Raw genomic sequence first — 19,304 nt, forward strand, 5'->3', positions numbered from 1 at the left:
GTCCCTCGGAACGAATGTTCCGAGGGATCTTTTTATTATTTTTTATCGTCCTCTTGACAGGTATCACGCCAATGTTCTGAGAGTCCTTTTTTCTCATATACCTCAAAATCATAATAATTTGATGGAAAAACTCCCCAACCGAACTCATCATAAAGAATTATCGCAACAGCCGACAATATCATTATCACAACATTCTTTCTGGAGATAACATGTTCCGAAAAATCCAACTCATATCCAAGCAATAAAAATACGCTTACCCAAAATGTTTTCTTTAGAAAATTACGCAAGGGAATAGATTTTTTCTTTATATATTTTCCGTTAACCCACTTATTGTCACTTAAAAATATTATTTTTGGTATCTCCCTTTTTTTAATCTTCATTATTCTTCCTGCTCCTTGTATTCTGTGTTTTTCTGTATTTCTACTATAATCATCATACTCGGTGGCATGGACAGAATATGGGTATTGGGGTGAAAAGAATAATTTTAATATACATCTAATCAATGACTATATGAGCAAATATATCGCAGATCATAAACTACTTGAAATTATAACAATGCAAACTTATGCATTTGAAGAAAATTGGAATTTATTCACTTCTCCAGGACGATATTCTGGAGATGTTCTAATAAATTCAGCCAATTGCTTCACGGCATTATCAAAATCTTTTTCCTTGATAATGCCATTATCAATCATGTCAAAGCATTGCTGCTTTACTCCATCAACAAATGCAAAGAATTCAACAGAAAAACTTTTGTCACTAATATTTGCCCGAACTTCAAAAGATTCAGCATTCGGAACAAGCTGTGTCAACTGACTAATAACATGCTTTTCTAATTCTGTCATTTTCTCGTCTCCTATTCTGCATCAATATACACTTTGGTACGATGATTCCCGCCATTTTCATCAGTATAAGTAATATTAACCATGGTTTCAGAAAGATTACCATTTTTGTCATATTCTGATTTAATAGAAGAAATAGAACCCTTAGTATCACTTATTTCTTCATTGACGGCTTCTTTTCCATTTTCCGGTACTTCATCCAACAAACCACCATCCAAATTGTTGTCAAATTTATAGACAGTTATCATACCATCTGCAGACTTTGTTGCAGTTATTATATCGGGGCGCTTTGACGCTCCAGAATATTGTATATCTGTAGTCAGTGAAACATCTCTACCTTCATCCAAGGAATCTTTGATATCATTTTCCATGCGTTTATAATCGCTCTGGTTTATTCTGGAGTCCATAGCAACTAAGTTGCCAGCGCCACCATCACCATTGAGATCACGGCCAACAGATAAGTTTTAGAATGAAAATCGACAAGAGGTTATAAAGCCTCTGCCGATTTTCTTTTTTTATAGGAAACAGCAGAAAAGAAGAGCGTGCAGAGCGTAAAAACTCTGACACGCTTATTTTTTTACCATAAAAGCAAATGAGGACGGAAAGGAGCATAGAACATGGCGAAACGAAAGTACAAGCGTCTGCATTACGAGGACAGGCAGACCATAGAGGCTATGAGTAAGCAGGGCAGCAGTGTAAGTGATATTGCAGAGGTGCTGGGAACGCATAGGGACACAATTTATAGGGAGTTCAAACGCTGCAACGCCACACTGAAAACCTACACGGCGGCAGCGGGGCAGCAGGCGTTATAAACAAGAAAAACAAAAGAGAGGTAAGACACATGAAAAAAGTAGATTTTAACAAATTGCAGGCAGGCGACTTAGTAGAAGTACCACGCACACAGTTTGCACCTATGCGTAGCGGCTGGAATGGCTGGTTATTCAGTGAGGCAGTAGTAATAAGAAAGGGAGTAGGAAGAAAAAGCAAAAGGAATGTAGTCGTAGTGGAAATGAGAACACCAGCGGGAAAGAACAGCTACGGGACTATAGAGGCTACATTTTACGCAGAGAATGTTTTTACTACGCCAGCAGCAAAGAACGCAAGAAACATTTTGAAGAAATACGGAATAGAGGACGCAGAGAGCTTTTACAAATTCATTGAGCGGGACGACGTAACGGGCTGCGATTGGATAAGGTTTTTGATAGAAAAAGGCTTTTTATTTAATGAGTAGGCGGCAGCAGCCGCCACGAGTGCCGTTAGTTCAGTTGGTTAGAGCAGCCGCCTCATAAGCGGCAAGTCGTGGGTTCAAATCCCACACGGCACATTGCGTAGCAGGCATGGCGAGCCTGCGGCAGAGGGCAGCAGGCTAATAGCTGCAATCTGTATACCGTGGAAAAATAGCGGCGGTCATACCAGCCAGAAAGTATGTGGACAGTCAACAGGTTTTCAGTTGCTTTTTAATGCGAAAAGCAGCCCGCACGGTAAAACCAAACGCCAGAACAGGAGAGCGGCACACATGGAAAGACAGAGAGCGCCGCCGAAAGGAAGAGAGGCAGAGAATGGCAGCAGAGGCATTGATAGTAGAGGACGCATACCAGAGAGGCTATGCAGATGCCATAGCAGATATGCGTAAGAAAAAAGAGCAGAGGCGGCAGCGGGAGCAGGCAAAGAAAGCCCGCCGCTGGTATTTCATTAAGCAGAAAGCCTACGGGCTTGCAATGCTGGCAGTTACCGTGCTGGCAGTATGGGCGACAGAGGGCGACATAACAATAGCGGTTATTACCGTACCGCTGGGGCTTATGTGTCTTTTCAGTAAAAAAATGCTGATAGTAGACAACTACTATTTTGAGGCAGAAAAGGGGCAGACATGGGAATAACAAGGACGGTAACAACACAGGTATATTGCGACGTATGCGGCAAGTGGGTAATTGGCTGGGAAAGCGAGGAAACAGGAGTAAGCAGAGAGTGGGCTAAGTACCATGCAAGGTGTAAGGGCTGCACAGCTGGACAAAAGGTTATATGCAAAGAGTGCCGCATAAAGCAGCGTATTAAAAAATGCAGTTTACAGAAAAAATGGGGCGCAGCCGGAATGGACGGCGGCGCTTGTCTGGGATTTTCGCACGACGGGGACGACGAGCCTATAGAACGCTGCAAGCGTTGCATAGCTTGCACAAGTTTTGACTGGGACGAGGAAAAAGAAAGGCTGAAACTATGAGAAAACGAAAACGACAGGTAGTTAAGAAACTGATACAGTGCGCAGCCATTATAGCGGCAGGCGTGCTGGCAATCATTCTGTTTATGCTGGCTATCTGGTACAGAGGAAAGAACAGCGAGCCAGTGACAGACGAACAGGTAGCAGCGCAGATGCAGCAGGCAGAGCCGCTGGTTATTGAAACGCCAGAGGCAGCCACAGAGGGCAGCATAAGGGTATACGACTATGACGGCTGCTGTATTTATTCCTACTACGGCAAAATTAGGATAAACAGCGACGGTAAGGACGGCAAGGACATTGACGTAGAGGCAATAGGCTACTTAGAGGGCTACCAAGAGCATAAGGACGAAAGCGAGGCAGGAAATGAGTGAGGTATACATACGCAGCCAGAATAAAGAAAAGCTGTATAGACTGGGTGGTAATTACGCCTGCGTAGAGTACGGAGAGTATGAGGACGTAAAGAAAAAGAGAGGCGGCGCAGAGGCAGACAAAAAGCGCCACGTAATTTGCATAAGTGACGGGTGTTTAGAAGAAATTGGAGAGTATGCCACAAAAGAGCGCTGCTTAGAGGTGCTGGACGAGATACAGAAAGCGTGCGTAAGCTATCTGTTTACGGCTGGCGGTGCAGCCGTAATAAGGGGCGGCATGGACGTACAGCCGTTTGCAGCAGTAATACCGAGGCTGTACGAAATGCCAGAGAAGTAGGAGAGGCAGACAGTGACAGTAAAGGAATTTATAGGCACGCTGGAGAGTTCAGACCGCCTGCGCATTATCGAGGGCAAAGCAGAGGTTTACGTAGGGTATCTGGCAGCGTTCAAACCGTTTGCAGACCATGAGATAAGCGAGGAATACCGAAAATACAGCGGGCATGAGGTAAAGAAGTTTAGAGCAGTGCCGGAGATAACGCACAGACGCTGGAAAGAGTTGGGGCTTATGAAACCATTAGAGCCAGACCAGACAGCGCAGTATAAGTTTAGTGATTTGCAGATGTCACTTTACTACACCATATACATACAGGAAAGGAAAGGGCAGGAAGTATGACAAAGAAAAAGCCGGATTTTTTACGGGATTTAGATACTGCAATCATGGACGAGCTTACAGGTGGCGGTATCAAGGAAAATGCAGCGGGACTGGTAGGAACGCTTACACAGATTGAGAAAATTAAGCAGCTATGCGGGCTGCCGTTTTGTGGTTATGTGGCAAAGTTGGAAACGGTAAGACCAAGCGGCGTGCCGGACGAGGTAACGGTAGTATTTGCAGAGGACGTACCATACAGAGCTTGCAGCGGCATAGAGTTTGACGTTATGCAGGAATTTGTAGAGGGCAGCAGGCTTTTACTGACAGGAAAGACGCAGACGCTTAAGGACTTCCAGAGCGGTAGACTGCTGGTATATATTCTGGCAGATTTTGTGGCGGTATCAGAAAAAGCAGTAGAGCAGGACGAGGTAGCAGTAAGAGGCATTATAGCAAATACGCCAACACACAGAGAAACGCCGAGAGGCAAGCGCATTACTGATATTACGGTAAAGGTAAGAAATGAGCTTACAGGTGGCAACTGCTATTTGCCGTGCATCTGCTGGCAGGAACAGGCAGACGAGGCGGCGCAGTGGCAGCAGGGCGACACTGTAGAGCTGCTGGGACGGTATCAGAGCCGCCAGTATGAAAAGGTGCTTGACGCAGCCACAGTACAAGAACAACAGGAAACCATAGAAAAGCAAAGCAGGCTTATTGCTGATTTAATAGCCACTCTGGAAAGCTGGGAGCAGACAGCAGGCTACGACGGCGTAGAGCTGAAAGAGCGGGCAAAAGATTTGCAATTAAGAGAAAGGCAGGATTTATGAACATGACTATTACAGAATTTATTGAGGCGGCGGCACATAACAAAATTATCCAGCTGGTAGTATTGGCGATTGTGTGCGACACGGTTTTTGGCGTGCTGCGTGCAATCAAAGAGAAGAAATTTAACAGCTGCGCAGGCATTGACGGGGCTATCAGAAAAGTAGGTATGCTTATTTCTCTGGTATTCATGCTGGCAATCGACGTACTGATTAAGATTAACTTAATCGGATTTATACCGGAGCAGGCACGTACATATTTAGGGCTTGATACCGTGGGCGTGGCTGAATTTTTCGCATTGCTTTACATTGCCTATGAGGTAGTGAGTATTTTTAAGAATATGGCATTATGCGGGCTGCCTGTAAAAAAGGTATGGGAAAAGGTGCGGGAGTTTCTGGCGAAGTATACGGACGAACTGCCGGACACAGACGAACTGGACGGGGACAGCACCACAGGCAACGTAGAGGAACACAGGACACAGGAAAGATAAGAATAATAAGGACATAGCAGCAAAGAGCACTTGCGGGACACCGCAGGCGCTTATTTTGTATGCGGAAAGGCGGGAAATATGAACATTAACAGAAAGATAAGTAAGTACAATTTCAATAAGGGCAGCGTTTCCAGAATTAAGTATATTGTTATCCATTATGTAGGCGCACTGGGCGGCGCAGAGGACAACTGCCGATATTATGGCGGCGGCAATAGAAATGCGTCGGCGCATTACTTTGTAGGATTTAACGGCGAGGTATGGCAGTGCGTAGAGGACGCTAAGCGGTCTTTATAGGGAATGTGAAAATGATCTTTTGTCACTTTCAGGGATTCGATCCGGTCGATACGGTAGATCGTCGGGAAGCTGTCGTCGATGACGGCAAACTGCTTTCGGTCCACATTTTCCAGAAATGCGGTCATGTAGAAATAGTATTCCGAGAACATGATAGCCAGCGGTTCCAGCCGTCTGGTTACTTTCTCACCATTTCGCTTGCTGTATGTAATCTCGATGACGCGGCTTTCCTGAATGGCCTGGCCAATGTCCCACATTTTATCGAGAAATGGTTTGTGATGTTGGGGTTCGATATAGTGATATGCTTCATTTGAGATGAGGTCGTGCACCAGCTTCATATTTTTCCGTGGCACACAGCCGTACACCAGCTTATTGAGAATCTGCATCATTTCGGATTTGGTCATAGAACGACTGTCGAGAAGAATTTTACAGACAGCCAGAATTTCGCTATTAGATAATGTGAATGTGCCCTGTGCTTCCAGACGATATCCACCCTCCCTGCGGTCATAGATCAACACCTGTCCACAGCCTTCCTCGCTTAACTTCATGGCAAAGTAACTACGTATATCGTTAAAATCACGCTGCACACTTTTTTCGTTGACACCGTACTTGCCGGCGCACTCTCTCTTGGATATGGTCTCGCCGTTCATGAGCCTTGCATACAAGTCCAGTATCCGGTTGTTCTTTCTTGTCATCTGCATGGTATATTCCTACTTTCTTCCATAGATTTTAAATCGTTCTTTTGAGATTATTATAAGTAGAAATGTGGACACATTCTGTCCTTCATAGAACTTTTTCGTCTTTACCGGGAAAACGTATATTTTTATTTATTATGCATAAATTCTATTTTATTTTTTACACTTTCTTCATTATATCGCACAATGGAAAACATTACAATCTGAATAAATTTCTTTTATCCCGGATATCCTGTTTTTGTATCTCATGGACACATTTTGTACTTTTTGACATTTACTGAATGTCATTTTTACTTTCATTATATACTACGATTTTTCAAATGACAATTAGTAAATGTCAGTTTTCAAGGAGGGCAATGCATGTTTAAAAATAAGACAGTTTCTGGTCGAAATAATATCGCAGGCAGCAATATTGCCCAGCTGAGAAAATCAGCCACTCCCAAAATGTCCCAGCGGCTTCTGGCAGATAAAGTCCAACTAGAAGGACTGGATCTTGATAAAAATGCCATCCAGCGGATCGAATCCGGCCAGCGGTTTGTGACCGATATCGAACTGAAAGTATTTGCCCGGATCTTTCAAGTAAGCTATGAAGATCTGCTGTCGGAGCATAAAACTGTGTTATAATACCAAAACAAAACCCCCGGAACTGCCGTTCCGAGGGCTTCACATTTTTACACCATTTCTTTTGTAAAAGCTTTCAATTTTTCTTCCAGTTCTCTGATCCTGTTGTCTTTGGATTCCAATTCTTTTCTCTGAGATTTTATTTCAACATCTTTGGATGCCAATTTTTCATCCTTGAATTCTATTTCTTTCTTTTGAGATTCTATTTCAACATCCTTAGATTCCAACTCCGCATCCTTGGAGGACAGTGCTCTCTTCTGAGAATCAATCTCCTCCTGCATCTCATCAATCATCAACTGCACTGTATTCTGATCCAGTTCTTTTAATTCCTTCGAGAACATTTCCATCACCTTCTCCACGTTCAAACAAAGATTATAGACTTCGTCATAGATCACCTTGAACTCCGGATAATCCGTAATCAGCCGGACAATATCTTCCGGTTCGTCACTGCTCAAAAACGTAATCCATGGTCCTGCCAGTCAATTTCTATTCTTCTGGGCAGATGAAAACAGAAACTTATATTCTACCCATTGAATCAGATTTAAGAAGTAAAAATCCCTCTGCAAAACACATTTAAAATGCTTGTTTGGGCGTATGAAAAAATTACAATAACCTCTACCCGGGAAAATACGGATTCTCGGGCAGGCAGAAAGCCAAACCAGCTATATATCCAAATGACTTTTATATATAGCAATTATAATGATTTTTCAGGATTTCTGATATCAGCTTTGGGCATTAAACATGATGAATACATCATATGCCCTGCAGTACTTCCTCAATCCACTCCCTCCGCTGAAGTACCTGTATCCACTCTTGGGGAATCCCCTCCTCTTTATAATACAGTCCGGCTAATCCACCAGCGACTGCACCAATGGTATCTGTATCTTCTCCAAGGTTCACAGCCATCAGCACTGTTTCTTTATAAGAATGGGAATGAAGCAGACACCATACAGCCGCTTCCAATGTATCCACTACATAGCCGCTGCTTTTGATTCCTTCTTTTGGATTTTCTTTAAATTCTGAAAGATCAGCCAATCGTTTGTAATTTTCCAGCTCTCGATGATTAGACAGATCCTGCCGATAATATTGATAGGCTCGATCCATTCCTTTCTGTAATCGATTTTCCAGTGATCCTTCTTCTTCAAGAATTGCCTTTACCAGGAAATAATAAATTCCACATGCTATCTGACTTCTTACATGCGCATGGGTGAGTGCCGATACTGCATGAATCATATAAATACTCTCATTTTCTGAAGTACAAACTTTTTTCTGCCGCTCGAACAAATACAGGCAGACTGGAAGAATACGCATAAGAGAACCATTTCCATTATCCCACTCTGTTTTTCCGCCCGATTCTAATGGTGCTATTCCTTTTGCATAATTCATAAGGGCTCTTGATGTTGCTGTTCCTATATCAAATACCTCGCCAAATGGTGTATATTCTCCATGCATGCACCACCTGCTGAATCGTTCCATCATATCGGTATAATCGATGGTTCCAACCGTTCTGATACTATCCAGTTCTGCTAATGCCATACTGCTGTCATCAGACCATGTGCCCCTTGGCTGATGATGAGTTCCATATTCCCGCATTCCTGTTACCGGATTTTTCATCAGCTCCGTTCTTGACATAAATTCCACGGGCACACCCAGGGCATCCCCAACAATTAATCCTAACATTCCATCTTTCCAAATATTGCTCATTCGTCATCCTCTTTCTATCTAAACATTCCTCTGTTGTTCTATTTCTTTTTGAATCCAGGTCATGATCACCTCAACCAGATACTCCTGCTGAATCTGACTCAATTCCCTGCCCGGCTGTATTTTATGCCATTTTCTGATGCATTCCCTGCAACAGGTTGCGGTCGCATGCTGCGCTATAAAAACCGGATGCCCTTTCATCGGCGTCTGTTTTCCATCATTGGGAATGTATGCAGGTGCCTCTCTTTTTTCTATAAAATCCCTGGCGTGATCCTTGAGCGTATCCAGACCTTTTTCATTTATATAATCAATGTCCTGCTGTTTTAGATGAAAACTGCTGCGAAACTTCGAATGTTCTAGATGATCAAACAATTGAGTAAACCATTCCTCTTTTGTCACTTTATCACTTCGCCTCCATTATCTGCTACTCTTCCAGTTCTCTTAATTCTTCTGAAAATATTCCCATCACATTCCTCCTTGTTCAGATAAAAATTATAGATTTCTGATCTTCATTTTGATAAAATATTTTAAGTATTTTATATATATGCCAAAAGTAGCATACAACTTGCAGAAATGCAATCTTAATTTTAAAAATATTCAAAAAACTCATAAAAATCATACTCTAACATATACTTGATTTAGCTATTCCTTTATGCTATACTGGGCCTAGCTGAAAAATGAAGTGATGTTCAAGTAACATCAAACGAAAACCCCCGGAATGGCCGTTCCGGGGGTTTTCTTCACTTTGTTATACAGTTGTGCATTTGTCTAGGCTAATCGTCGCTGTTGTCTCTGTCTAGCCATTTGCAAATGTAGTAGCTGGCTACACCTGCTATGGCAGAGACGAAATCTAACTTTTTAATACTCTTCTTTCCTGATTTTCGTCAAATACTGTTTCTTTTTATTCACCTGATGCACCCGTGCACGTGGTTCATATTTTGCACAGTGCTGACAGTAAGTCTTATGACAGGCCTCTCTTCCCTTGGTGCACTGCCCCAGTGCGATATAGTATTTACATGGGATTTCTCTGTATTTTGCCATTTTATTTTCCTCGATTCTATTTTAGGGAATTACAATGGAACGAAATAACTTTTTGAGGAAAGAAAAAAGGCATCTCCCGCAGGAAATGCCTTTTGTCACCCCATATTAAATTCCTAACAGTTTACTATATGCTGCCAGTGCCCCTTCACTCTTTCCAGCCAGGACATTTTTAGCCAGAACTTTTCCGAGCTGTACGCCTTCCTGGTCAAAGCTGTTCACGTTCCACAGGAATCCCTGGAACATGATCTTATTTTCAAAGTGGGCAAGAATCGCACCCAGAGTTTTCGGAGTCAGCTGGTCACCAACGATAATGCTGCTGGGACGCTCACCTTCAAACTTCTTATTGAGATCCTGATCTTCTTTTCCGCATGCAAATGCGACGATCTGTGCAGCGACATTTGCTTTCAGCTTCTGCTGGCTGGTGCTTCCTTCGATCACATCGTCCATGCCGGCCTGATTCTCACGGAATCCAATAAACTGAAGCGGAACAATGGTAGTTCCCTGATGGAGCAGCTGATAGAATGAATGCTGTCCATTGGTTCCTGGCTCACCAAAGATAACCGGTCCGGTCTTATAATGAACCGGCTCACCAAAGCGGTTAACGCTCTTACCATTCGATTCCATATCTGCCTGCTGCAGATGTGCCGGAAAACGGCTCATTGCCTGGGAATATGGAAGAACGGCCGTCACTTCACAATCCAGTATATTACGCTCATATACACCGATCAGTGCATCCAGCATTGCCGGATTCTGGAAAATATCCTCATTTTTCGCAGTGTCATCTGCTGCTGCCATTCCAGCCAGGAAATCAGCAAACACTTCCGGTCCGAACGCCAGAGATAAGATTGCTCCTCCAACAGATGAAGATACGGAATATCTTCCACCGATATAATCGTCCATAAAGAAGGCAGTGATATAGTCTGTTCCTTTCGCCAGCGGAGAGGTTTCGCTTGTAACCGCTACCATATGTCTGGCTGGATCAAGACCTTCTTTCTTTATCGCATTTTTAACGAAGGTTTCATTCGTCAGAGTCTCCAGTGTTGTTCCTGACTTGGATACAAGAATAAATAATGCATGTGCAATATCAATGGAATTCAGAACTACTGCCGCATCATCCGGGTCAACATTGCTGATGAATTTTGCTTCCATCTTAAAGTTACCGGTTTTCTTTGCCCAGTTTTCAAGACCAATATAGATCGCACGGGGGCCAAGATCACTTCCGCCAATACCGATCTGTACAACCGTTGTAAATTTTTCACCAGCTTCATTGGTAATCTCACCGGCATGTACTTTTTTTGCAAAATCAGCAATTTTATTCTGCTGTTCTACATAGAATGCTCTCTTATTTACACCGTCTACACAGACATCTTCGCCAAGCTGTCCTCTGACCAGATGATGAAGTACTCGTCTGTGTTCACCGGTATTAATGATCTCGCCATTATAAAGTTCCTGGAATTTTTCTGTGAGCTGTGCTTCTTTTGCAAGATCGGACAACGTTGCCAATACGCGATCGTTTACCTTTTTTGCTGCAAAATTATAAACAAGTCCCTCTGCCATTGGAACCTGATACTTCTCCACACGTTCTTTCCCGCTGTCTCCCAGCATTACTTCTTTCAGTACAACCTGATCCTCCAATGCCTGCAAAGCATGAAAAGCGTCCAGTTGATCTAAATTTCTCCAAGCGACCATATTAATCTCCTTTTCAGTCATAACAATCATAATACATGTATAAACATATCAAATTTTGTTATAGATTTCAATGCCGTTTTGACATTTACTACCGGAGACTCTTCCCTGATGTTCCTTTATTCTGCTGCTTCTACAGAGAGCACTTCCCCTTCGAACGGGTCTACTTCTGACACGGTACCTGTATAAGTTACAGTCACCTTGTCACCTACATTTACACTGTCCAGTCCTTCCGGTTTCTCCTCATCGAAAGTAAATTCATAGCAGGTTCCATCCTCACCTGTTACAATAAACATAAAGTCTTTTACTTCATCTAATGTTCCGGTAAAAGTAGATGTCTCTTCAGACTGTCCCTCTGTTGCAGTTCCTTCCTGCTGTGTAGTTTCTTCCTGCTGTGCTGCTCCTGAGTTATCTGATTTTGCACCACAACCTGTCATCATAGATGCTGTCATTGTTGCTACAAGTACCATCATTGCAAATTTTCTTTTCATAATTATTGCCTCCTGCAAATTATTTTCTATTTTCAATCTATTAGATCACTGGCCCCATTAAAAAGTTTCACCCATTTCAAAAAATTTATGTTTTGCAAGAAAAGAACTTTCCATCTCTGGAAAACTCTTCAGCTTGATTTCTCACCAAAATCTGTATAAAAATGTCTCAGATCCTTGTTCCCCCGTCCACGCCGGGGCGTGGGCTCAGCACCCAACTTGCTTACAAAAGTTCCTGCCTTTTTCAAAAACGAGGGAGCTTGCGACCGCCAATCTGCGTTTCAGACCCATTTCATCTGCAAAAGCTTGTTGTGGCGCCGGGAAACAGGAACTGAAAAGGGGGCTGACGCGCTATAGACCCACAGCTCCCGACAGCTTTGTCTGAGGGGGACTCCACAGCTCCCGGCAGTCTTGTCAGAGGGGAACTCCACAGCTCCCGGCAGTCTTGTCAGAGGGGAACTCCACGGCTCCCGGCAGCTTTATTTAAAGGGAAAAATTTTGAACAAAAAAAGAGCTTTCCATCTCTGGAAAACTCTCATTCTAGCAGGGCTACAAGGATTCGAACCTTGAAATGACGGAGTCAGAGTCCGTTGCCTTACCGTTTGGCGATAGCCCTAAATTGTTGTTTTATTGGTGTGTTGTCAACCAACGAATGTTATTATAGGACATACCGCGAAAAAATGCAAGTACTTTTTTTAATTTTTTTCAACTTTTTTGCAGTTTCGAATTTTCCCCGTCATTGAAAGGTTTTTCAGCTATTTTGATGCATAACCTGTCTCAAAACTGACCCGGTTCACCAGTTCTTTTCCTTCCAGATACCGTTTCAGATTCTGGCTCCACAAGTGCACGATACGATCTTCCGTATCTTTGGAAAAACCGAAGCTCCGGCCGGCAATGTGGGGTGTGAGAACTACTTTCTCCATATGCCAGAGCGGATGATCTTCCGGCAAAGGTTCCGGATCAACCACATCCAGCGCTACACCTCCCAGATGTCCTTCTTTCAGAACACTGACCAGTGCTTCCATGTCAATCACATTTCCTCTTCCAACGTTGACAAGGAGTGCCTTCTCCTTCATCAGACATAAACGATGTTTATTCAACAGTCCTTTTGTTGCTGCGGTTCCCGGCAAACAATTAATCACAATATCTGCTTTCTGCAGTTCCTGATCCAGTTCATCCGGCGTAATCATTCCATCATAGCAGTCCGGATAGTTCCGGTCTGTTTTTCGCATCCCGATTATTTTGACACCGAACGCACAAAGCCGTTCTGCCACGCCGGTCCCAATATCTCCTGCACCGAGAATCAGTGCCCGCTTTCCATAGAGAAGCATCTCTGAAGGGATCGGACTCCACTTTCTCTCCTGTTGCTGTACTGCATATGTTTTCAGATTTCTGCAAAGTTCCAGCAGCACTGCAATCACATATTCCGGAATGACGATATGAAAGCAGCCACTGGCATTGGTCAGCGCCACTTCACGCGGGAATCCGTTTCGTGCGGTGTAGATATCTGTACCCGCCCAGCTCATCTGAATCCAGTGGAGATTTTCACACTGAGCGATCTCTCGAAGTCCCGGCTGTCCAAAGATAATCTGCGCCTGCTTTAACATTGGCAGCCGCTCTTCTCTGCTCATATCCTCCGGCACGTAGACGAATTCCACCATATCTTTTCCTGCTGCTTCCAGTTCTTCTCTCTGGCGCTCATCGCAGTCAAAAAGCACCGCCGCTTTGATTCTGTCCATCTTCACAAATCTCTCCCTTCTATTCCATCTGTAACACCACTGCCTGACAGCTCTTAAGCCAAAGCTGACGGCCATCCAGCACCACATCAGGCAGATTACTGAGCAGCACTTCTTTCACCGTACCCGGAAGTTCCAGTTCTGCCGCCTCCTGTCCCCAGTTTCCCATCACCAGAATCCTCTGATGTTCATATTCCCGGATATAAGCCATCACCTGTTCAGTCTCCTCATACACCGGTTTCAGGCAGCCATACACAAACGTATCTTTATAAGCAGGATTTTTCCGAAGAGCCGTCAGCTTCCGGTAATAATGAAGGATGGAATCCGGATCTCTCTCCTGGGCTTCCACATTCGTCTTCTGGTAATCCGGATTGACCGCAAGCCATGGTGTTCCTTCTGTAAACCCGGCTTCTTTATCGCTGCTCCACTGCATAGGGGTTCTGGCATTGTCCCTGCTCAGCCGGTTGCAGGCGGCAAGTGCCTCCTGCTCATCAAGCCCTGCTGCGAGCGCCTCTGCATACTGATCCTTCGTACTGATATCATCGAACTCCTCGATAGAGGTTCTCCTGACATTCTTCATACCGATTTCCTGTCCCTGATAAATAAAAGGAATTCCCCTGAGCAGAACACTGACAGTTCCCAGCATCTTGACTCCGGCATCATTCTGCCCATAATCCGGCAGGAACATGCTGGCACCTCTCGGCTCATCATGATTTTCAATAATATTGGAATACCTTCCGAAGGATTCCACCTCCGCCTGGGAAGCAAAAATGGTACTTCTCCATGTCTTAAAATCCACAGGCTTCGCTTCATACCATCCATGTTTCCCCAGGCAGAGTAAATGCTGCGAAAAATCAAAGATTGAAGAAAAATGTCCGTCAGGACCGATGAATTCCCTCAGTTCTTCTTCTTTTCCATTAAATACTTCTCCGACCGTAAAAGAATCATGAAGGGCAAAGGTATGCTTTTTCAGGTCCTCCAGCATCTCTCCGATGCCGGAGGCATGACTTACCACCACGTCTGCAGAACACAGACCATCGGGACCATCCGGCTCGTAATCCGGGAAGGACAGATCCTTCTGGATATTGATGATCGCATCTATCCGGAAGCCATCTACCCCTTTTTCTGCCCACCAGTTAATCATTTGATAGAGTTCCCTGGTCACTGCCGGATTATACCAGTTAAGATCCGGCTGCTCCCTGGCAAAAGAATGGTAATAATAAAGATCCTCCCAGCCAGGCACCGGCTCCCACATGCTGCCTCCGAAATAGGAGCGGTAGTTAGACGGCGCTTTTCCATTCTTTCCTTTCCGGAAGTAGAAATAATCACCATAAGGACCATAAGGATCCTTCAACGCTTTCTGAAACCATTCGTGCTGATCAGAACAGTGATTAAGAACCAGATCCATAATAAGGTGCATATCCCGCGCTTTCAGTCCGGCCACCAACTCTTCAAAGTCTTCCATGGTACCGAATTCCGGTGCGATCTTATAATAATCAGAAATGTCATATCCCTGATCCACAAAAGGTGACGCATAGATGGGTGACAGCCAGACCATATCGATCCCAAGTTCTTTCAAATAATCCAGTCTGCTGATGATCCCCTTCAGATCACCGATTCCGTCTCCGTCAGAATCCTGATAGCTCTTCGGATAAAGTTGACAGGCAATTTTATCATGCCACCATTTTCTTTCCATGTTACTCCTCCATAAAAAAACTGCCATAAGCGAAAGCCCCATATGGGTACTTTAAGCTTATGGCAGCCTTCGTTTATGGCTTATTATTGCATAATCATTTCAGAGCGTCAACTGCTGCCCGCTCAATTGGGAATCCTGCACGATAACGCTTGATGAACTCATCAAAGCCCTTTACATCCTCCGGATCCGGATCCATCTTTTCACCCTCGTCTCCGCCGAAGACTTTGTTCTGCAGATAATTTTCCAGTGCTTCTCCTGCGTCTTTATTTACCATGTAGGAGGCTAAGAGGGCAATTCCCCATGCGCCGCCTTCTCCTGCCGTCTTCATAACAGATACGGTTGCATCCATGGCAGCTGCCAGGATCTTCTGTCCAACACCTTTGGTCTTAAAGAGTCCGCCGTGTCCGGTAATACGGTCAATGGCTACTTCTTCCTCTTTCAGAAGGATATCAAGACCTACCTTCAGTGCGCCAAGAGAGGTGTAAAGATTGGCACGCATAAAGTTTGCCAGACTGAATTTACTGTCCGGAGTACGAACGAACATCGGACGTCCCTCTTCAAATCCGGTAATATGCTCTCCGGAGAAATAGTTGTATGCCAGCAGTCCGCCGCAGTCTTTATCACCTTCCAGTGCTTTGTTGTAAAGAGTTCCGAACAGTTTATTCATATCTACATCAATGCCGAAGCTCTCTGCAAATTCTTTGAAAATATTCACCCATGCATTCAGATCAGAGGTACAGTTGTTGCAGTGTACCATGGCAACTGCATCTCCGCTCGGAGTCGTTACCATATCGATCTCCTCATGCACCCTCTTTAATGCTTTCTCCAGTACGATCATGGCAAATACGGAGGTACCTGCAGATACATTACCAGTGCGCTGTTTCACACTATTGGTGGCTAGCATACCGGTTCCGGCGTCACCTTCCGGCGGGCATAACGGGCAGCCTGCCTGAAGAGTTCCGGTCGGATCCAGCTTCTTAGCTCCCTCTTCGGTCAGCACACCGGCTTTGTCACCTGCCAGCAGAACCTTCGGGAGCAGATGCTCCAGTTTCCACGGGAATCCCTTCGGTGCAACCAGCTCATCAAATTTCTGAATCATTGCTTTGTCATAATCCTTGATGGTGGAGTCAATCGGGAACATGCCGGAAGCGCTTCCTACACCCAGTACTTTTTCTCCGGTCAGCTGCCAGTGAATATAGCCGTCCAGTGTGGTAAAGAAGTCTACCTGCGGTACATGCTCTTCTCCATTTAAAATTGCCTGATACAGATGTGCAATGCTCCAACGCTGCGGTACATGGAAGTTAAATACCTTCGTCAGCGCCTCGGAGGCTTCCTGGGTAATGGTATTTCTCCAGGTGCGGAACGGTACCAGAAGATTGCCTTCTTTGTCAAATGCCAGGTATCCATGCATCATGGCACTGAATCCGATGGCTGCCAGCTTCTCCACTGCCACACCATATTTTTCCTTTACATCTTCTGTCATCCTCTGATAGCAGTCCTGCAGCCCGGTCCAGATATCCTCCAGCGTATATGTCCACACGCCATTCTCCAGCCGGTTCTCCCAGTCATGATCGCCGGATGCAATCGGCATATTGTTCTCATCCACCAGCACTGCTTTGATTCTGGTGGAACCAAACTCGATTCCCAATACTGCTTTTCCATTTACAATTGTATTCTTTACATCGCTCATCAGTCTTACCCTCCTGCTTCTTATCGTCCGGTATCTTCACACTTTTCCTGTCCGGACCCATTATGTTTTATCATACCATAGCACGGATATCTTTTCAAACGATTCAAGGTCATTTTCACCAAAATAGATGCATGATTCTGCCGGGAAAGAATACATCTTACCCAATATAGGAACAAATGTGAAGGACCATTCCACAAACGCCCGGAACCGTCAGGGACAGAATTCCATTCCGTACCGGATATCTGTCATTTTTCGTGGAATATCCTGTTTCACTGGTTTCCATCAGGCATTCCAGTTTCGCCTCTTCCGGCACTTCTGCCATCCAGACAGGAATCTCCACCTTTCGTTCTTCCTGGGCATTATTCATAAGCACAAGGATCGTTTCACGCCCATCGAACCGTCCATAGCTGATAAACTGTTCCTCCATGGTCAGAAACCGGGTGGAACCATATCTCAACACCGGATGTTCTTTTCGAATACGGATCATTTCCCGGTGAAATGCCAGAAGGTCCTGATCTTCCCGCCCCCATGGATAGGTTCTCCGGTTATCCGGATCCGTAAATCCGCATAATCCTGCCTCATCTCCGTAATACACAGTGGGACATCCCACCCAGGTCATCTGAAATACCACTGCTTCTTTCATCACGCCTTTACGGATGCCTTCAGAAGCCTCAGCTGCCCCCAGTGTATGAATTCTCCCTACCTTGCGATTGGTCCTGGTAAGAAACCGGGAATGGTCGTGATTGGACAGTTCATTCATGGCCGTCTCTAGTGAAGGTTCGCAAAAACGCGCCATGTTCCGGAGCATGGCATCCTGAAAGGCTCCTGCATTGCCATAGAGGTCATCCCGCCTGTCATCACTGTGTTTCTCCATACCTGTTAAAAACCAGGTGATCGGCTCCATAAACGCATCATAGTTCATAACCGAATCCCACTGGTCTCCCTGAAGCCACGCACTGCAGTCTCCATAATGCTCTGCCAGAATCAACGCCTCTGGATTTGTCTTCTTCACCCGTTGCCGGAATGCTCTCCAGAAATCATGATTATAGGCTTCCGAATAGCCAAGATCTGCCGCCACATCCAGTCTCCAGCCATCCACGCTGTAAGGAGGTTTCAGCCATTTCTCCGCAATATGGAGGATATACTCCCGCAAATTGGGAGACTGCTCATAATTCAGCTTCGGCAGCGTGTCATGCCCCCACCAGCCGTCATAGTATGGATTATACGGCCATTCATGCTCATTATTAAATTTGAAAAAATCCCGATAAGGGCTGCTGGCAGATACATACGCTCCCTTTTCATATGTGCCGTCACCTTCATACAGACATTCCCGATCCAGCCATTTATTGAAGGAGCCGCAGTGATTGAAGACTCCATCCAGAATAATCCGCATGCCGCGGGCATGCACTTCTTTCACAAACTCTGCAAAGTACGCATTGCTGGCATCCAGGTTTTTCTTATCCACCACCCGTTTCTGATATTTGGCCGCATGGCTGTTATCCAGATCTCCTTCTGTCAGACACTCTCCGCCGTCTTCCGCGATCACCGTCAGATGTGGATCGATATAATCATAATCCTGCGTATCATACTTGTGATTGGACGGTGACACGAAGATAGGATTCAGATACAGTACCTCGATTCCCAACTCCTGCAGATAATCGAGTTTCTCCCCCACGCCCGGAAGATCTCCTCCGTAAAAAGTATGGACATCATAGGCATCCGGCAGCTTCTCCCAGTCCTTTACTTTGTGTACATACCGTCCGGTATAAAAATACTCACGGTCTTCCACATCATTTGACGGCTCTCCGTTCCGGAACCGGTCTGTGAAGATCTGGTACATAACTGCGCCCTTCGCCCAGTCCGGCGTGTGAAAATCCGGCAGAATCCGGAATGCGTACGCTTCCTGCAGATCTTCCGTCACTCCCAGTTTGTTATAAAAACATCTCTGATTTCCTGCAATAATCTCAAAAAAATAGTGGACCGGTCCTTCCAGCGGTCCCAAAGCACAGACATAGTAATCAAACATATCTTTTGAATATGTTTTTTCCATGGCTGTCTTCTGATTTCCGCAGATCAGGTATACCAGATCCACATCGTTCCGGGCGGTTCGAAATTTAATCTCCACCCGTTCTCCTCTGTCCGGTTCTGCCGGTTTTCTGTAATTTCCGCTTTCATCACTGAACAGAGCTTTCTGATTGAATTTTTCGTTTCCCCACATAACACTGCTGCCCCCTGCCTTTTATTCTATTATATCCTGTTCCCTTAAAAAAGGACAGTAA

The 19,304-nt window shown here is 44.8% G+C and carries 23 protein-coding genes, 2 tRNA genes and 1 pseudogene; 11 read left to right on the forward strand and 15 right to left on the reverse strand.

The genetic code is table 11. The features are described from left to right. Positions 1-35: 35 nt before the first annotated feature. The 3 genes and pseudogenes from LKD36_RS10110 to LKD36_RS10120 all read right to left on the reverse strand — a co-directional run. Positions 36-380 (reverse strand): hypothetical protein, encoded by a 345-nt coding sequence (locus LKD36_RS10110; RefSeq protein ID WP_308459520.1) that lies wholly within the window; start codon positions 378-380, stop codon positions 36-38. A gap of 183 nt (positions 381-563) precedes the next feature. Next, the gene (locus LKD36_RS10115) at positions 564-845 is read right to left on the reverse strand and encodes a hypothetical protein (protein WP_308459521.1); all 282 of its coding nucleotides are present in this window, start codon (positions 843-845) and stop codon (positions 564-566) included. An 11-nt stretch (positions 846-856) separates the two neighbouring features. Beyond that, a pseudogene (locus tag LKD36_RS10120) lies at positions 857-1,285 on the reverse strand (DNA/RNA non-specific endonuclease); the annotation flags it as partial. A gap of 174 nt (positions 1,286-1,459) precedes the next feature. Here LKD36_RS10120 and LKD36_RS10125 point away from each other — a divergent pair. The 10 genes from LKD36_RS10125 (at position 1,460) to LKD36_RS17555 (ending at position 5,674) form a co-directional block, all read left to right on the forward strand. Then, a complete protein-coding gene (locus tag LKD36_RS10125) occupies positions 1,460-1,654 on the forward strand; it encodes a helix-turn-helix domain-containing protein (protein WP_118628460.1) in 195 nt (64 codons plus the stop codon). Between the two features lie 29 nt (positions 1,655-1,683). Beyond that, positions 1,684-2,073, forward strand: a complete 390-nt coding sequence (locus LKD36_RS10130; RefSeq protein WP_215684900.1) for a hypothetical protein — start codon at positions 1,684-1,686, stop codon at positions 2,071-2,073. Between the two features lie 19 nt (positions 2,074-2,092). Further along, positions 2,093-2,166 (forward strand) — tRNA-Ile (locus LKD36_RS10135). A 235-nt stretch (positions 2,167-2,401) separates the two neighbouring features. Next, on the forward strand, positions 2,402-2,719 hold the full coding sequence (locus LKD36_RS10140) for a hypothetical protein (protein ID WP_009297796.1): 318 nt from the start codon (positions 2,402-2,404) through the stop codon (positions 2,717-2,719). A 334-nt stretch (positions 2,720-3,053) separates the two neighbouring features. Further along, positions 3,054-3,425, forward strand: a complete 372-nt coding sequence (locus LKD36_RS10145) for a hypothetical protein (protein WP_055056135.1) — start codon at positions 3,054-3,056, stop codon at positions 3,423-3,425. Continuing rightward, positions 3,418-3,759 carry a hypothetical protein gene (locus LKD36_RS10150; RefSeq protein WP_055056136.1) on the forward strand — a complete coding sequence of 114 codons (342 nt, stop codon included), beginning with the start codon at positions 3,418-3,420 and terminating at the stop codon, positions 3,757-3,759. Before LKD36_RS10145 ends, LKD36_RS10150 begins: the two co-directional genes overlap by 8 nt. Positions 3,760-3,771: 12 nt before the next feature. Beyond that, entirely contained in the window at positions 3,772-4,095 is a 324-nt protein-coding gene (locus LKD36_RS10155) for a hypothetical protein (protein WP_308459522.1), read from the forward strand. Then, a complete protein-coding gene (locus LKD36_RS10160; protein WP_308459523.1) occupies positions 4,092-4,895 on the forward strand; it encodes a single-stranded DNA-binding protein in 804 nt (267 codons plus the stop codon). Before LKD36_RS10155 ends, LKD36_RS10160 begins: the two co-directional genes overlap by 4 nt. Then, entirely contained in the window at positions 4,892-5,380 is a 489-nt protein-coding gene (locus tag LKD36_RS10165; protein ID WP_038269743.1) for a phage holin family protein, read from the forward strand. Before LKD36_RS10160 ends, LKD36_RS10165 begins: the two co-directional genes overlap by 4 nt. A 78-nt stretch (positions 5,381-5,458) precedes the next feature. Further along, a complete protein-coding gene (locus tag LKD36_RS17555; protein ID WP_308459524.1) occupies positions 5,459-5,674 on the forward strand; it encodes an N-acetylmuramoyl-L-alanine amidase in 216 nt (71 codons plus the stop codon). Here LKD36_RS17555 and LKD36_RS10175 read toward each other — a convergent pair. Then, complete coding sequence (locus tag LKD36_RS10175) at positions 5,611-6,372, reverse strand: helix-turn-helix transcriptional regulator (protein ID WP_308459525.1); 762 nt, start codon at positions 6,370-6,372, stop codon at positions 5,611-5,613. The genes LKD36_RS17555 and LKD36_RS10175 overlap by 64 nt on opposite strands. Before the next feature lie 354 nt (positions 6,373-6,726). Here LKD36_RS10175 and LKD36_RS10180 point away from each other — a divergent pair, with 354 nt between their 5' ends. Continuing rightward, on the forward strand, positions 6,727-6,990 hold the full coding sequence (locus tag LKD36_RS10180; protein ID WP_308459526.1) for a helix-turn-helix domain-containing protein: 264 nt from the start codon (positions 6,727-6,729) through the stop codon (positions 6,988-6,990). Between the two features lie 47 nt (positions 6,991-7,037). On the opposite strand, the gene LKD36_RS10185 is transcribed toward LKD36_RS10180, so the two are convergent. The 11 genes from LKD36_RS10185 to LKD36_RS10235 all read right to left on the reverse strand — a co-directional run bounded on the left by LKD36_RS10185 (position 7,038) and on the right by LKD36_RS10235 (position 19,243). Beyond that, entirely contained in the window at positions 7,038-7,442 is a 405-nt protein-coding gene (locus LKD36_RS10185) for a hypothetical protein (protein WP_308459527.1), read from the reverse strand. A 298-nt stretch (positions 7,443-7,740) separates the two neighbouring features. Then, positions 7,741-8,691 carry an ADP-ribosylglycohydrolase family protein gene (locus LKD36_RS10190; RefSeq protein WP_308459528.1) on the reverse strand — a complete coding sequence of 317 codons (951 nt, stop codon included), beginning with the start codon at positions 8,689-8,691 and terminating at the stop codon, positions 7,741-7,743. An 18-nt stretch (positions 8,692-8,709) separates the two neighbouring features. Then, positions 8,710-9,087 (reverse strand): DUF4186 domain-containing protein, encoded by a 378-nt coding sequence (locus LKD36_RS10195; RefSeq protein WP_308459529.1) that lies wholly within the window; start codon positions 9,085-9,087, stop codon positions 8,710-8,712. A gap of 459 nt (positions 9,088-9,546) precedes the next feature. Then, positions 9,547-9,729 carry a hypothetical protein gene (locus LKD36_RS10200; RefSeq protein WP_118771135.1) on the reverse strand — a complete coding sequence of 61 codons (183 nt, stop codon included), beginning with the start codon at positions 9,727-9,729 and terminating at the stop codon, positions 9,547-9,549. Positions 9,730-9,834: 105 nt separating this feature from the next. Then, positions 9,835-11,418 carry a glucose-6-phosphate isomerase gene (locus LKD36_RS10205; RefSeq protein WP_308459530.1) on the reverse strand — a complete coding sequence of 528 codons (1,584 nt, stop codon included), beginning with the start codon at positions 11,416-11,418 and terminating at the stop codon, positions 9,835-9,837. 116 nt (positions 11,419-11,534) lie between these two features. Further along, the gene (locus tag LKD36_RS10210) at positions 11,535-11,906 is read right to left on the reverse strand and encodes a hypothetical protein (protein ID WP_308459531.1); all 372 of its coding nucleotides are present in this window, start codon (positions 11,904-11,906) and stop codon (positions 11,535-11,537) included. Positions 11,907-12,447: 541 nt separating this feature from the next. Beyond that, positions 12,448-12,519: transfer RNA gene (locus tag LKD36_RS10215), tRNA-Gln, on the reverse strand. Positions 12,520-12,658: 139 nt separating this feature from the next. Then, a complete protein-coding gene (locus LKD36_RS10220; RefSeq protein WP_308459532.1) occupies positions 12,659-13,642 on the reverse strand; it encodes a D-2-hydroxyacid dehydrogenase in 984 nt (327 codons plus the stop codon). Positions 13,643-13,661: 19 nt separating this feature from the next. Then, positions 13,662-15,335, reverse strand: coding sequence for a glycoside hydrolase family 13 protein (locus LKD36_RS10225; protein ID WP_308459533.1), 1,674 nt, complete (start codon positions 15,333-15,335; stop codon positions 13,662-13,664). A gap of 94 nt (positions 15,336-15,429) precedes the next feature. Beyond that, positions 15,430-17,025, reverse strand: coding sequence for a xylulokinase (locus LKD36_RS10230; RefSeq protein WP_308459534.1), 1,596 nt, complete (start codon positions 17,023-17,025; stop codon positions 15,430-15,432). Positions 17,026-17,182: 157 nt separating this feature from the next. Continuing rightward, entirely contained in the window at positions 17,183-19,243 is a 2,061-nt protein-coding gene (locus LKD36_RS10235) for a glycoside hydrolase family 13 protein (protein WP_308459535.1), read from the reverse strand. Positions 19,244-19,304 lie beyond the last annotated feature (61 nt).

It is taken from the genome of Hominiventricola filiformis (assembly GCF_020686965.1).
Lineage (GTDB): Bacteria > Bacillota > Clostridia > Lachnospirales > Lachnospiraceae > Hominiventricola > Hominiventricola filiformis.